The sequence below is a fragment of the Lactivibrio alcoholicus genome, assembly GCF_055390895.1.
In genome coordinates this window covers 3,197,165-3,210,368 of sequence record NZ_AP042471.1, presented here as the reverse complement: position 1 = coordinate 3,210,368, position 13,204 = coordinate 3,197,165, and the positions used below count along the sequence as shown (strand labels likewise).

The following is a 13,204-nucleotide window of genomic DNA, read 5'->3' as shown; positions in this document are numbered from 1 at the left end:
ATGGAAAACAATCCGTCAGATGTGCATAACTCCCAGCCCGCATCTTTCATGATGAGCCACAGCATGATACGCCGTATCGCCCATAACCGCAACCGCAATCCACCGCGAATTGCGGACAATCGCTATTTTAGCCCCCACACTCGCTTCGAGCATGCCGACGGCTAGAAAGCCGTCGAGAGCCTCGACGGCAGCATGCATGAGCGCATGCATTTCTCCGCGCTTCTTCTCGACGACGCCCGCATTCAGGGAGGCTCCGACCAGGGCTCTCGTTATCTTCTGGGGAAGATCTCCCGCGAGTCCGCCAACTTCGGTCGCGACCGATTTCCAGTTGCACTGCGCAAGATCCCGCCGAAAGCGGTTTTCGGATTCTTCCGTCGTCGTGGCCGCCAGCAGAAGAGCGGCGCGCCCAACCTGATTCTCATCGTCGAGGCGGACACGAACCGTCAGTTCAAGAACAGGCGAAGGCTTCCCCTCGTTTCGAAGTCTCTCCCGCTGCCCTTCCTCGCCGACGTTTTCTGTCTCGCCGGCATCGGTCATTTCGTCGCCCCCCTGTCGTTCTTCAACCGCCTGGGACGTAAAAATCCGTTTCCAGATCACGACGCGCCCACTCTCCCCTCTTGTGATATTATAACGCATTATCAATAAAAAGATGTTTATAAACCGAAAATGCAATATCGTTTGTGGAGACTCAGCAGTATCCTTTCAGCTTGAAGCACTCATCCTGAAGTCCTATACTCTTTTTCGTCATTCGGGACAATCCCGGCAGTTTTTTTCCGGAATCCCGGCAGAAAAAGTCAGACGACATGTGGGCAAGGAGGAATTTTCCATGAAGAAATACGCACCGGTACTCGCGATGCTTCTTTTTTTCGCCTTCTTCGCGAAGACATCGGAGGCCAAGACGTTCCTTTCGATCGCGACAGGCGGCACCGGTGGAACGTATTATCCTCTGGGTCGCGGAATTGCCGAGATTCTGAACCGCTACCTCGAAGATATTCAGGTTACAGTCGAAACGGGGAATGCCTCTGTCGCGAACATCAATCTGATCGGAGCGCACCAGGTCGAGATGGCGTTCGCACAAAACGATATCGCCTACTGGGGGGCGAAGGGGATGAAACCTTTCAGAGAAGCGCACGGCAATATCCGGGTTGTCGCTTCCCTCTATCCCGAGCATGTCCATTGCTTCACGCGCAAGAACAGCGGCGTGAGAGACATAGCGGATATCCGTGGAAAGCGAGTCTCGGTCGGCGCTCCCGGATCGGGCGTCCAGGGAGACGTGTCGGCGATTCTCGATATCGCGGGATTGAAGTTCGCCGATCTGAAAGCTGAATTTCTCGATTTCAACACAACGACACAGCGATTCAAGGATGCCCAGATTGATGTCGGATTCGTCGTCGCGGGCTATCCGACATCTTCGGTCCTTGATCTTGCCCAGATGACGGAAATCGACATGGTTTCCTTTAATGACGCATTCATGACCGCACTTACCGAAAAATACCCTTTTTTCGTAAAGAGCGTCATCCCGGCGGGAACGTACCGCGGAATGCTTCGGGATGTCGCCACTCCTGCGGTACTGGCCCTTCTCGTCTGTGACGCGAAACTGCCCGACTCGGTCGTCTACAGCGTCACAAAAACTCTCTGGACCCACGCAGACGAACTGTACAAAGTTCACGAAAAAGCGAAGCTGCTCTCTTTGAAGAACGCGCTCAGAGGAATCTCCGTCCCGGTTCATCCCGGAGCTGCCAGATTCTACATTGAGTCCGGGATGAAGCCTCCTGAGCTGATGAAAGATTAATGCGCGAAAGCGTGAACGGGAAAACCATTCACGCTTTCGCTGCGTATTCCCGATAGGTTCTCTCCCATACTCCGGGGTCGGCAACCGTCGCTATACCGCTGATCCAGTCCGGTTTGCCCCCACCGCGAACTCCGAGAGGTTGTGCGTTTCTGACGAAGTCCTGCAGATTGACGCGGGCGAGCGTCCCTCGCGCCAGAATGAAACCCGCCCGCCCGCCTTCGCCTTCCGGCAGCAGAGCGAGATAGATCCCTTCGGGATTTTCGCGGATTGCCCTCCGCACCGCCTGGGACACGACTTCACGGGGAATGCCGGGCGTCGCGATAAAATGAAATTTTGTGCTTCCTTCTTCCGCACGGTTCCATTCCAACCGGACGAGCGGGGTCATATGTCCGATCGTCTTCTGGAGTTCACGTTTTTCCTCCTGGGCGTGAAGGAATACGTTCTCGATTTCCTCGACCGAACATCCGACGCTCCGGAGAAGGGATCGCATGTGCCGGAGATAAGATTTCGAGCGTTCTCTTCCTTCGACGGTAAAGCGGAAGACCCACTCGGGCGCGCTTCCGTTGAACCCGGTGATAAAGATCTCTCCGATATCTCCGGTTTGTGCGACATGGCTCCCGGAGCACGCGATCGTATCGAAGTCGCCCATTCGGACAACACGTACGGTCCGTTCGCCGACCCGTTCCCAGTTGATCTTCAGATTGGGGAGACAACGCGCCGTTTCCGGCGTATGTTCTTCGACGCGAACCTGAAGATTCTGCGCAACGATGGCGTTCGCTTCCTCTTCTGCTCCGAAAAACACGTCCCAATCGAGGAGTCCGTCATATCGTATGTAGACGGAAGTCTCCTCCGTGCCGACATTCACCTTGTAGATGCCCAGTCCGGGATGCTTCTTCTCGAGAACACGGGAAAGCACGTGTTCTCCGCTGTGCATTCTCGAGAGAAGCCTGTGACGTTTCTCATCGATCTCGTACTTCAGCGATGTCCCTTCGATCTTGCCTCTCAGGTCCCCATCGACGACGAGCCAGATGCCGCTTTCGTCCTTGAGCGTGTCGATAACGGAGATCGTTTGGCCGTCGACGACAAGACTCCCGGTATCTCCGGGTTGGCCGCCTCCCGCCGGATGGAACAAACACGGATCGATGCGAAGGCGTGTAACGCCATTCTTATTGTCTTTTTTTTCGGCTATGCATTGCGCATCGCGAAGCATTCGCAGCACACTCCTTCCATCGTCAGAAAGCTTCGGCTCATGCATCTCTCTTCTCAAAAAAGAAAAGGTCGAGGACACCTTAGGCGTCTTCGACCTCAAAAAAACGAATGGCGCGCCTGTGGAGATTCGAACTCCAGACCCTTGGCTCCGGAGGCCAATACTCTATCCGCTGAGCTACAGGCGCATTCCGACGACTGTGATACATTACACGCCTTTGCTGTCGGTGTCAAGAATCGCAGGCGTTCCAGGAGAAGAAAAAACGTGTTCGGCATACGGGACACACCTTACGAAAAAGAGCCACGCTCGCTCTTCCCGCCGCACTCTTCCCTTTCGATGCGTCCGGCCTCCTCTTCCGAGACCTTCGCCTTCTGGAGCCATCCTTTTTTCCTGAGCCCGAGCATCGCGTCTTCCGCTTCGGCGACCCCATGGAGGGACGCCCTGAAATAGAGCCTATACGCTTTCGCGTAGTTCTGACGAACCGCGCGCCCGTTTTCATACATCCACCCGAGGTTGTACTGCGCGTTTGCCTGCCCTCGATCCACGGCCTTCCTGTACCACTCGAGCGCCAGTCTGTCGTCCTGAGGCACACCTCGCCCGTTGACATACATCCACCCGAGCACGAACTGGGCATCGGCATGCCCCTGATCCGCGGCTTTCCGGTACCATTCGACGGCCAACGCGTCGTTTCGTCCGGTATCGTCGGCATGCGCATACATCCAGCCGAGACGGAACTGCGCTTCCGCGTTTCCCCGCTCCGCCGCGTCGAGATATGATTCCGAAGATGAAGCGGCTTCATCTCTCGCACCGATGTTCCCGTCAACGCCAGCAACGGAAAGAGCCATGAGATGAGGAGCATCCGGCGGCTGGAGAACGTTTTCCGACGGACGATTCGCGTCGGCACTGCCATGCGGCGTCTCGCTATAAGGAAGGAGTTCCGGTTCATGAATATCGCGATCGATACCATCAGCCGGTTCCGTTTCCGGAACAACGGATTCGGTTCGTTCCCCGTCCGACGCTCCGGAAACCTCCAGCACGCGGTGACATTCGCCATCGGCCGCTTCTTTCAGATCCTGTTGGGTCGGAATTTTCCCCGCAAAAAGTTCTTCGAGCCTGCGTTGCGCATCGGAATCATCCGGGGCGACGAAAGAGGAGACGAACGACGAGCATTGCTCGGCCATACTCTTGCCTTTATTCTTTTCCATCACTGCGGAACGCCCGAAATCGCCGTTGAATTCGAGCCATTTCTGCACGAACCCTCCGCCGACGACGAACACCGCGTCGTTCCATGCGTCCGTTCCCTCGAGAAACGCGGCTCCGAGTTCTTCGGGCGTTCCGTATTCCTTTCCGCGGAAAAAGAACGGTTTCCCGGGAAACGACACGAGATCCTCCTTGAAATACATCTCTCCGAAACTCGGGGAAAGAAGAAGTCGTGAAACATTCTTCCCGCCCGGCCCGCGTTGCGATGGCTCCATCAGAATCGCCACCTAATTCCTGAAGAAAACGATGGTGACTCCATAGCCTCCTTCCGAGGCGTCGCCAAGTCGATACTCCTGAACGTATTTCAGTCGCGAGCAGAGTGCGTGGACTTCTCTGCGGAGAATACCTTCCCCTCGCCCATGGATGACCGTTACGGACGAATACCCGTACCGCATCGCCTGATCGAGATATCGTTCGACGAGCGGAAGCGCCTCCTGGACATTCATTCCGCGAACCATGACCGAACTCGAGACGTGTTCCGGCCGTTCGAGATGGACATCGCCGCGGGTATCCCGGGTTTTCGGTCCTTTTTTCGAAGGGACGAGAGAATCCAGCGGCACTTCGACGGTCATGGCACCAGCCTCGACAAACGCCTTTTTCCCGTCGATTCGCAGCAGGACTCCGACGATTCCGTTCCCGAGAATCTCGACTGCGGCTCCCGGAGCAAGCGGTTTTTCTTCGGGTTCCGCCTTCCTGCGGGAAAGAACGCGTTTTCTGTCACGGTCCTCGATGCTCCTGATCAGACGTCCGGTCTCTTCCTTCTGTTCGTGGAGCTTTCTGTGAGCCGCCGATTTCGCCGCTCCTTCGAGTTCCCGGATCATCGTCCGCGACGCCGACTCGGCGGATTCGATAATTCCCGCCGCATCCCTGTCGGCCTTTTCGAGAATCCTGTTTTTCTCGAACTCTATCGAAGCCATGCGATCGTTGTAGGTTTTCTTCAAATCGTCGAGACGCCTCTTCTCGCTCAGGAATTCCCTTTTTTCGCGGTCGAGAAGGACGCGACGCTCCTGCAACTCGGAAATAAGCTCTTCGACCGGTATCTCACGCTCGCGGAGCACGTGTCGCGCCCTTTCGATGACGTCGGAAGGAAGGCCGAGACGCTCCGCGATCAGAATCGCGTTGCTCTTCCCGGGAATTCCCATCAGAAGACGAAACGTCGGCGAAAGCGTCTCCGAATCGAATTCCATGCTCGCGGACTCCACGCCGGACGTCGTCAGCGCGTATTGCTTGATCGGATTATGATGCGTCGAGGCGAGAACGAGAGATCGCTTTTTCCGGAGCGCATCGAGGATTGCGACGCCGAGAGCCGCTCCTTCCTGCGGATCGGTTCCCGCTCCAAGTTCGTCGAGAAGCACCAGCGACGCGCCGTCCGCGTCGCGAAGAATGCGAACCACATGCGCGAGATGCGCGCTGAACGTCGACAGATTCTGTTCGATGCTCTGTTCGTCCCCGATATCCGCGAAAATCGACGATACGACGCCCACGACCGAATTTTCCGCCGCGGCGATCGGCATTCCGCACCAGGCGAGAAAAATGTTGACGCCCGCGTTCTTGAGGACGACTGTCTTCCCGCCCGTATTCGGACCGGTGATGACGAGAATGCGGAACCCCTCGCCGCAGATGATCGTCGAGGAGACGGCCCGTTCGCCGAGCAAGGGGTGTCGGGCCTCGTAAAGGCTGAAACGAGGGCGTTCATCGAGAATCGGAAGAATCCATCCTCCCCGGTCCATCCGGTTCGCCGCGGCATGAAGGATATCCACAGTTCCGAGGACTTCCTGGGAGTCGAGGAGCGCACGCTCTCGCGAAAGAATGTACCCTGTCAGCTTTCGAAGGATCCGCTGCTCTTCCTCCGTTTCGTCGCGCTGACGCATGACGAGGCGGTTGTTGAGCGCGTTCAGGGATCGCGGTTCCATGTACACCGAGTTTCCGGAGCTCGAACGGTCGAGGATTGTTCCGGGAAAGCGGCTGATGCAATCCTGACGCACAAGGACGACGAATCTCCCGAGGCGTACGGAAAGAACCCTGTCCTGCAACATCGAAGCGGTCTTCGGATCCGATATGAGATCCTGCCCTGCCCGGCGGATGCTCCTGCTGATCGAGTCAAGCTCCTCCCGGATCGAACGTAGCTCCGGGGAGGCGTGATCGTAGAGGGTTCCGTATTCGTCGAAAACGCCCAGCGCCTCGTACTCGGGCGAAAAATCCCGCAGACGCTTCGACAGGATTCCGAAGGATTCGCGCGTCGCGACCTCCGCCTGAAGTGCGTCCCGAAGCTGGTTCGCGAGGAGAATAAGAGTCCGGATACGGATGAGCTCCTCTCCTGTGAGAAACGACGTATGTTTCGCCGATTCGAGAAGCTCGTCGATGCGCTGGACTCCGTTCTTCCACGGCAGATCGCCTTTCGAGTCCCTGTACGACCTGTAGTCCCGAAGCAAATCCTGACGTCCCTTCAGTTCGGCGAACGTCTCGGCCGTTTTCAGCCGCGACAGGACAAAGGATCCGAGGGGGCTTCGCGTCTCTTTTTCGAAAATCCTGAGAATTTCATCGCATTGCAAGGTACGGCGTATCTCGTCAGAGAGATGCATTGTCGTCGCTCAGAACTCCTTTGTCCCGGCGCGGGAGCGAAGGTATCGGCAATTCGATGTTCCGGTCCCTGAGAATTCTTTCGATATGAGGCCACGCATCGAGACCGATGCGAACCGCAATGCTCGATCTCGCCCATTCAGCGGTCGTCAGAAGATCCGGCGCAAAGGATGCGGTGAGGACAAGAACGCCCGCAAGCAGCAGGAGAGCTTTCGCCGCTCCGACAATCAAACCGAGCATCCGATCGAAGAACGTCAGGGACGAAAAACGGAGAATCGCCCTGACGAGCCTGCAGACGCACGAAGCGACGGTAACGCCCGAGAGGAAGAGAACGGCCACGACGAGAATCTGAAGAACCGCCGGAGATACCGTCGGAAAATACGCCGCGAGAAAGCCGGCGCCGGTCGAGTAATATTTCCACGCAAGCGCGACTCCCCCGATCATTCCCAGAAGGGAGAATATCTCTCCCGTAAGCCCCCTGGTGACGCCTCTCGCGGCGAAAAAAAGGATGACGCACGCCGCAACTGCATCGGGAAGAAGAGACGGACTCATGCGACCGTGCCCGGTTCCTGATCGCGAAGGATCGCCTCGAGACGTTCGAGGGTGTGATCGACAAAATATGCAAGCTGCAGACAGGAAAGAACGAGGAGAAGCTCCTGATCAGGAGCACCCGGAATTTCTTCGGCCGCGCCCGCAATGATCGCGCGGACGCGATCCAGGCTCTCCTGATCAAGAGATGTCTGCAACGTGTACGATTTTTTCCCGATCTTGATACTTACATCCCGCATGGGATGTCACGCCTACGGCTTCTTCGTCTCGGCGGCGTTCGATTGCTGCGGCAGGAGTGCGCCAAGCTTTTCGCAAACCGCCTTGACCTGGGATTCAAGTTGCGTCCGCTCTTTCTGGAAAGCCATCTTCTCCCGCTCGAGAGCTTCGGAAATCCTCTCGCGTTCCTTGCTTTCACGGATACGTTCAAGGTCCTTTTCCGAAAGTTTCGTCCGGAGGTCGTTCAGTTCCGTACGAAGACGATCGCGTTCCTGCTGGAGCGAGCGGATGTATTCGGTAAGTCTGTCGGTGACGCTTTCGATCTGAGAGAAAGAAACCATTTCCCGTCATCTCCTTTTCGGATACTGGCCACGCTTATCGCAGAATATATCCTTTTTTCTCAAGATCCGCACGGACCCTGTCATTCACACAGTCGACTTCCCCTTCGGTCAGAGTCTTCGCCGCATCTCTGTAGGAAAGAGAGAACGCAAGGCTGCGAACGCCTTCGGGAATACCCTTTCCATGATAGACGTCGAAAAGCCTGAGATCCCGGAGCAACGCCCCCGCGCTTTCGCGGATCCCTTCGGTGACAGCCGCGACTGACTCCGTGCATGGAACGAGAACCGAGACGTCCCGGTACACCGAAGGGTATGCCGGTATCTCCGAATAGGAAATTCTGCGTTTTTCGACAAGAGGCGCACACTCGAACTCGAACGCGTACACCGGAGCTCCGAAATCCAGCTCCCGCTCTATGGCGGGCTTGAGACGCGCGAGATAGCCGATCCTCTCACCGTCCAGGATGATATCGGCCGTTTGTCCCGCGTGGCCGAAGGGTTCGCTCCCCTGACGGAACTCAGCTTCGCGTCCGCGGCTCGACAGAAGCGCCGCGACATCCCCCTTGACCGTGAAGAAATCTTCGTTTTCCCCCGACCCGTACGGGCTCCTGAAATCCCTTCCAGGGAAAACGAGTCCGGCGAAGCGCTCCCGTTCCTCCATGGCCGCACCCTCACCGAGAAAGACGCGCCCCTGTTCGAAGATCCGGACCGGGTCCCTCCAGCCGGACGAGATACTCTTCGAAAGAGCGTTCATAAGCCCCGGAAGAAGCGTCGTCCGCATGGCGGACTGGTCGGAGCTGATCGGGTTCGCGAGCTTCATCGGATTTCCGCGCGCATCCCCGGGAACGAATCGAAGCCTCGCCAAAGACTCCGGGGAGACGAACGCATAGGTCACGACCTCGACATACCCCCTGCCGATCGCGAACGAACGAAGGTCGAACCGCATCTTCGTGATGGCTCCGGTATCCCCGCGCTCGTGAAACGTCTGCGGCAGACGGGACGGCATATCGTTGTACCCGCGGATTCTGGCGACTTCCTCGACCAGGTCTTCCTGAATGGAGATGTCCGCCCTGTACGAGGGAATGTCATAGGTGTCGTTTTCTCCGCCCGACTCAAAGCGACGGATTCCGAGGCGGCCAAGAATCCTTGCGGTCTCCTCAAGATCGTTCCAGTGAAGAATCGTCCACATCTTTTCCTTCGTCAGCCGGACTTTTCGCGGGATACGTTTCCCCGAATCGGCTCTGACGATAACGGGGCACGCGTTCCCTGCATTCCACGATTCAACCAGCGACAACGTGAAGGAAATCGCCGGATCGGCCAACTCCGGATCGACGCCTCTGGCGTATCGATACGCGGCTTCACTCCTGATGCCAAGTCGACGCGATGTCGTGCTCACCCGCTGGGAGACGAAGCTCGCACACTCAAGCGCGACATTCTTCGTCCTGTCGCTGATCTCCGTGTCCCCGCCACCCATGACGCCGGCAACGCCGATGGCGACGCCGCCACTCGTGATCAGAAGATCCGATGGGGTCAACGTCCGCATCCTGCCGTCGAGCGTCATGATCCGCTCCGAATCCCGCGCCGCGCGAACCGTGATTTCACGGTCACGCAGCGTGTCGAGATCGAACGCGTGCTGCGGCTGGCCGAGAAGAAGCATGCAATAGTTCGTCGCGTCCACGATGTTCGAAATCGGACGCATTCCGAGGAGCGTGAGCGCAACGCGAATGTCGATCGGCGACGGTGCGATCCTGACATCCCGTATCAGGCCGAGCGAGTATCCGGGACATCCGTCATCCTCAATGGAAACGCCCTTGAAGGGGATGGGCCACTCCCCGCTTTTTTCCCTTTGCTCGATCCTCGGTGCCGTGAAGATTGCGTCATCGAAAAGGGCGTAAATCTCCCGCGCGACGCCGATATGGCTCAGAAGGTCTCCTCTGTTCGGCGTTATGGAAAGATCCAGAATCGCATCGTCGAGCCCGAGGTAGGATACAGCGTCTCCACCAACCGGAGCATCTCCGGGAAGCCGAAGGATTCCGAATTCGAGACCAACCTCGGGAATGCCGAGCTCTTCTGCGGAAAGCATCATTCCGCGGCTTTCCACACCGTCGAAATCCCGCACCCCCATGACAGTGCCATCGAATATCGACGCACCCGGGGCGGCATAGGCGATGACGTCACCGCGCGAGAGATTTGTCGCCGCGGTGACACATTGCGCTTCCGTTCCTCCGAGGTCGAGCGTCGCCACGAAAAGCGAGGATTTCGTCGGATGAACTTCGATCTCACGGATTCTTGCGACCCTGATGTTCGAGAGCTTTTCTCCAGGTCTGGAGACCGACTCTACTTCACTTCCGGTTTCTGTCAGGCGTTCGCACACGCTCGCGACATCCGAGCTGCATCGGACGAGTGTTTTCAGGATATTCCAGGATACTAGCATGTACGATTCCTCCCGGAAAGGAGATACGGCACATTTCCTTCGAAGAGAACCCTGAGGTCCGTAAGTCCGTATTTCAGCATCGCCATCCGATCGAGCCCCATACCCCACGCGAATCCCGTGTATCGTTCCGGGTCGACGCCGCCCGCCCTCAATACGTCGGGATGAGTCATGCCGAGCCCGGCCACTTCGAGCCATCCCGTTCCCTTGCAGATCCGGCAGGACGGGTTCCGTCCGGAACATTCGATACACTCGATATCGAGCTCCATCGAAGGTTCCGTGAATGGGAAATAACTGCCGCGGTAACGGGCGGCGAGCGGGCGGTCAAAGAAGGCATTCATCAGGGCACCAAGGCATCCCTTGAGATCCGCGATGGAAACGTCGGTATCGACCATCAGCCCCTCGAGCTGATGGAACATCGGCGAATGCGTGGGGTCGCTGTCTCTGCGGTACACCTTTCCAGGGACGACGATCCTGATCGGTGCGCCGTGCGCACGCATCGCGCGCACCTCGACGGGAGACGTGTGCGTCCGGAGGACTCTTCCGTCGGGGAAATAGAACGAATCCTGCATGTCTCTCGCCGGATGGGACGGGGGGATATTCAGGGCTTCGAAATTGTAGAAATCTTCCTCGACCTCCGGACCGAGAGCGACGGAGAAGCCGAGACCGGACATGATTTCGACGATCTGGCGCTCCGTTTCGACCACAGGATGGAATCTGCCGCAGTCGCGTCCTCTCGACGGAAACGTGACATCGACGCGATCTTCTCTCTCAACCCGGTCGAGCTCCCTTTCTTCAAGAACGTGCCGATGCGCCTGCAGACGCTCCTCGAGCTCGTCGCGAAGGACATTGACAAGCTGTCCCGCCTGCGGCCGGCTCTCCGACGGCAGAGTTCCGAGACTTTTCAGGAGCGCCGTAACCGCCCCTTTTTTTCCGAGAAAGCGGACTCTCAGGGAATCAAGATCTTCGAGTCCGGCAACCGAATCGATTTCTCCGGAAAAAGACGAACGAATACCCCGAATATGAATTTCCAGGTCCGTCATATACTTCTATCCCCCTCCCTGGCACTTTCGTGCTGAATACGAACGTAACTATTAGGCGTGCCCCTGACAGGGAAACGCCGCATACGAGGGTTAGAATACCAACTCTCACCCGGAACATCAATAAAACGACCGGAATCTTTCCTGTCGGCAAGACGGAAAAACAGTTCCGGAGCGACCTCCGTGCCATAAGAGAAGGGTTCCTATCAGGATACCCGACAGGAACCCGCAAAAAAACGTTCTCTCGATCTCGGGAGACGTCGTATTTTCCGTAACTTACTGCCCCGAAGACGCGCGCACTTTCGCGGCGAGATTTTCGAACGCTGCCATATCGTTGATGGCAAGTTCGGACAGCATCTTCCGGTTGATTTCGATACCGGCCTTCTTGAGCCCGTTCATGAAAAAGCTGTAGGACATCCCGTTCATACGCGCAGCCGCATTGATTCTCGTGATCCAGAGACGGCGAAAATCCCGCTTCTTCCGTTTGCGGTCGTTGTAGGCTCGGGAGAGAGATTTGAGGTATTGCTGACGGGCCATACGGTACGTGTGTTTCTTCAGCCCGAAATATCCCTTGGTTATCGCAAACAACTTTTTCCGCTTTTTATCGCTTACACTGCCGCCCTTGACGCGGGGCATGGCATGTCACCTCTCTGTCGTACTGGATTATTTCAACTTCTAAGCATATGGTAGAAGCTTCTTCATCGCGCCTTCGAGGCTATGCGAAACATATCCCGTCATACGAAGCTGCCGCCGCCTTCTGGTGCTCTTCGACGTCAAAAGGTGCCCGCGTCCGTTCTTGCGATAGGCCACTTTGCCGGTTCCCGTCATCGAAAACCGCTTTTTCGTGCCCGAGTGGGTTTTCATTTTGGGCATTTCCGTCTCCTCCTTCCTGCTATTGTACGCACAAGAGAAAGCCCGCCGCTAACGCGGCAGGCGTGTCACGACGTCGTTTCTTCGCGCCTAGTCACCGGTCGTCAATTCTGTGACAGCGGCGCTTGCCCCCGCCTCGGCCGCAGACGAAACGGTTTTGTCTTCCGGCGTCTTCGCCGATTCGGGAGTCCTGTCGTTCTTCAAGGTCTTCGGCTTTACCTGAGGAATCGGAGTCATCATGATCCGCATATACCGCCCCTCCATCCGGGGGTCGCCCTCGCTCTTGCCCAGCCCCTCGCAGGCGAGCATCACGCGGTTCAGGACCTCGCGCCCCTTATCCAGAAAGGCCATTTCCCGTCCCCGGAAGAAAACCGAAACTTTCACCCGATGCCCATCCTCAAGAAAACTCCTGATCGCCCTGACCTTGAAATCGTAGTCGTGATCATCGATCTTAGGACGCATCTTCATTTCCTTGAGGGTCTGCACCTTCTGCTTCTTCCGGGCGTCTTTTTCCTTCTTCTGCATCTGGTATTTGTATTTCCCGTAGTCGAGGATACGACATACCGGCGGCTTGGCGAGCGGGGCGACCTCGACAAGATCGAGGCTCCTCTGCTCCGCCAGAAGGATCGCTTCTTTCGTCGGAACAACACCGAGCTTCACACCCTTTTCGTCTATGAGCAGAACGTCGGGGCAGGTAATCTCCTCATTGATCCTCGGTTCATCGTCGGCCTTTTGCGCGACTATTGTGCCTCACCTCCACATAATATAAGGGCCGGAGTCATACGACCGCCGGCCCGTCAAGAATACTCGATTTCACTTGGCCTTGACCCGTTCGACACGAAAGCCGACAGGTGAGAGGGCGGTCCCCCTACTTGCTAAAAGACTATATCATACTTGCGCACTCCGCGCAACGGAGTTCCCGAG

The 13,204-nt window shown here is 57.0% G+C and carries 13 protein-coding genes and 1 tRNA gene; 1 reads left to right on the top strand and 13 read right to left on the bottom strand.

What is annotated here, in order from left to right; all coding sequences use genetic code 11:
- Window positions 1-15 precede the first annotated feature (15 nt).
- Window positions 16-597: a HutP family protein gene (locus ACZ5IU_RS14850; protein ID WP_464418689.1), complete on the bottom strand. Its 582-nt coding sequence runs from the start codon at window positions 595-597 to the stop codon at window positions 16-18.
- A gap of 229 nt (window positions 598-826) precedes the next feature.
- On the opposite strand from ACZ5IU_RS14850, the gene ACZ5IU_RS14845 reads away from it, so the two are divergent.
- Complete coding sequence (locus ACZ5IU_RS14845) at window positions 827-1,792, top strand: TAXI family TRAP transporter solute-binding subunit (protein ID WP_464418687.1); 966 nt, start codon at window positions 827-829, stop codon at window positions 1,790-1,792.
- Window positions 1,793-1,820: 28 nt separating this feature from the next.
- Here ACZ5IU_RS14845 and ACZ5IU_RS14840 read toward each other — a convergent pair whose 3' ends face one another.
- From ACZ5IU_RS14840 to infC, 12 genes are all read right to left on the bottom strand, one after another.
- Entirely contained in the window at window positions 1,821-3,002 is a 1,182-nt protein-coding gene (locus ACZ5IU_RS14840) for an alanyl-tRNA editing protein (protein ID WP_464418685.1), read from the bottom strand.
- A gap of 108 nt (window positions 3,003-3,110) precedes the next feature.
- Window positions 3,111-3,186, bottom strand: a tRNA-Arg gene (locus tag ACZ5IU_RS14835).
- A gap of 100 nt (window positions 3,187-3,286) precedes the next feature.
- Complete coding sequence (locus tag ACZ5IU_RS14830) at window positions 3,287-4,474, bottom strand: tetratricopeptide repeat protein (protein WP_464418683.1); 1,188 nt, start codon at window positions 4,472-4,474, stop codon at window positions 3,287-3,289.
- 12 nt (window positions 4,475-4,486) lie between these two features.
- Complete coding sequence (locus tag ACZ5IU_RS14825; RefSeq protein ID WP_464418681.1) at window positions 4,487-6,811, bottom strand: endonuclease MutS2; 2,325 nt, start codon at window positions 6,809-6,811, stop codon at window positions 4,487-4,489.
- A 16-nt stretch (window positions 6,812-6,827) separates the two neighbouring features.
- Window positions 6,828-7,391, bottom strand: a complete 564-nt coding sequence (locus tag ACZ5IU_RS14820) for a CvpA family protein (protein ID WP_464418679.1) — start codon at window positions 7,389-7,391, stop codon at window positions 6,828-6,830.
- Entirely contained in the window at window positions 7,388-7,627 is a 240-nt protein-coding gene (locus ACZ5IU_RS14815; RefSeq protein WP_464418677.1) for a hypothetical protein, read from the bottom strand. Before ACZ5IU_RS14815 ends, ACZ5IU_RS14820 begins: the two co-directional genes overlap by 4 nt.
- A gap of 12 nt (window positions 7,628-7,639) precedes the next feature.
- Window positions 7,640-7,945 carry a hypothetical protein gene (locus tag ACZ5IU_RS14810; protein WP_464418675.1) on the bottom strand — a complete coding sequence of 102 codons (306 nt, stop codon included), beginning with the start codon at window positions 7,943-7,945 and terminating at the stop codon, window positions 7,640-7,642.
- A gap of 34 nt (window positions 7,946-7,979) precedes the next feature.
- Window positions 7,980-10,373: a phenylalanine--tRNA ligase subunit beta gene (gene pheT / locus ACZ5IU_RS14805; protein ID WP_464418673.1), complete on the bottom strand. Its 2,394-nt coding sequence runs from the start codon at window positions 10,371-10,373 to the stop codon at window positions 7,980-7,982.
- Complete coding sequence (gene pheS / locus ACZ5IU_RS14800) at window positions 10,367-11,413, bottom strand: phenylalanine--tRNA ligase subunit alpha (protein WP_464418671.1); 1,047 nt, start codon at window positions 11,411-11,413, stop codon at window positions 10,367-10,369. Before pheS ends, pheT begins: the two co-directional genes overlap by 7 nt.
- A gap of 273 nt (window positions 11,414-11,686) precedes the next feature.
- Window positions 11,687-12,046, bottom strand: coding sequence for a 50S ribosomal protein L20 (rplT, locus tag ACZ5IU_RS14795; RefSeq protein ID WP_464418669.1), 360 nt, complete (start codon window positions 12,044-12,046; stop codon window positions 11,687-11,689).
- Window positions 12,047-12,085: 39 nt separating this feature from the next.
- Window positions 12,086-12,238 carry a large ribosomal subunit protein bL35 gene (locus tag ACZ5IU_RS14790; protein WP_464421950.1) on the bottom strand — a complete coding sequence of 51 codons (153 nt, stop codon included), beginning with the start codon at window positions 12,236-12,238 and terminating at the stop codon, window positions 12,086-12,088.
- Between the two features lie 132 nt (window positions 12,239-12,370).
- Window positions 12,371-12,961, bottom strand: a complete 591-nt coding sequence (infC, locus tag ACZ5IU_RS14785; protein WP_464421947.1) for a translation initiation factor IF-3 — start codon at window positions 12,959-12,961, stop codon at window positions 12,371-12,373.
- Window positions 12,962-13,204 lie beyond the last annotated feature (243 nt).

Excerpts from the sequence above, each read along its gene's own strand:
- ACZ5IU_RS14845 (WP_464418687.1), top strand. The coding sequence starts at position 827 with ATGAAGAAATACGCACCGGTACTCGCGATGCTTCTTTTTTTCGCCTTC.
- ACZ5IU_RS14840 (WP_464418685.1), bottom strand. The coding sequence starts at position 3,002 with ATGCTTCGCGATGCGCAATGCATAGCCGAAAAAAAAGACAATAAGAAT.
- ACZ5IU_RS14830 (WP_464418683.1), bottom strand. The coding sequence starts at position 4,474 with ATGGAGCCATCGCAACGCGGGCCGGGCGGGAAGAATGTTTCACGACTT.
- ACZ5IU_RS14820 (WP_464418679.1), bottom strand. The coding sequence starts at position 7,391 with ATGAGTCCGTCTCTTCTTCCCGATGCAGTTGCGGCGTGCGTCATCCTT.
- ACZ5IU_RS14815 (WP_464418677.1), bottom strand. The coding sequence starts at position 7,627 with ATGCGGGATGTAAGTATCAAGATCGGGAAAAAATCGTACACGTTGCAG.
- ACZ5IU_RS14810 (WP_464418675.1), bottom strand. The coding sequence starts at position 7,945 with ATGGTTTCTTTCTCTCAGATCGAAAGCGTCACCGACAGACTTACCGAA.
- pheT (WP_464418673.1), bottom strand. The coding sequence starts at position 10,373 with ATGCTAGTATCCTGGAATATCCTGAAAACACTCGTCCGATGCAGCTCG.
- pheS (WP_464418671.1), bottom strand. The coding sequence starts at position 11,413 with ATGACGGACCTGGAAATTCATATTCGGGGTATTCGTTCGTCTTTTTCC.
- rplT (WP_464418669.1), bottom strand. The coding sequence starts at position 12,046 with ATGCCCCGCGTCAAGGGCGGCAGTGTAAGCGATAAAAAGCGGAAAAAG.
- ACZ5IU_RS14790 (WP_464421950.1), bottom strand. The coding sequence starts at position 12,238 with ATGACGGGAACCGGCAAAGTGGCCTATCGCAAGAACGGACGCGGGCAC.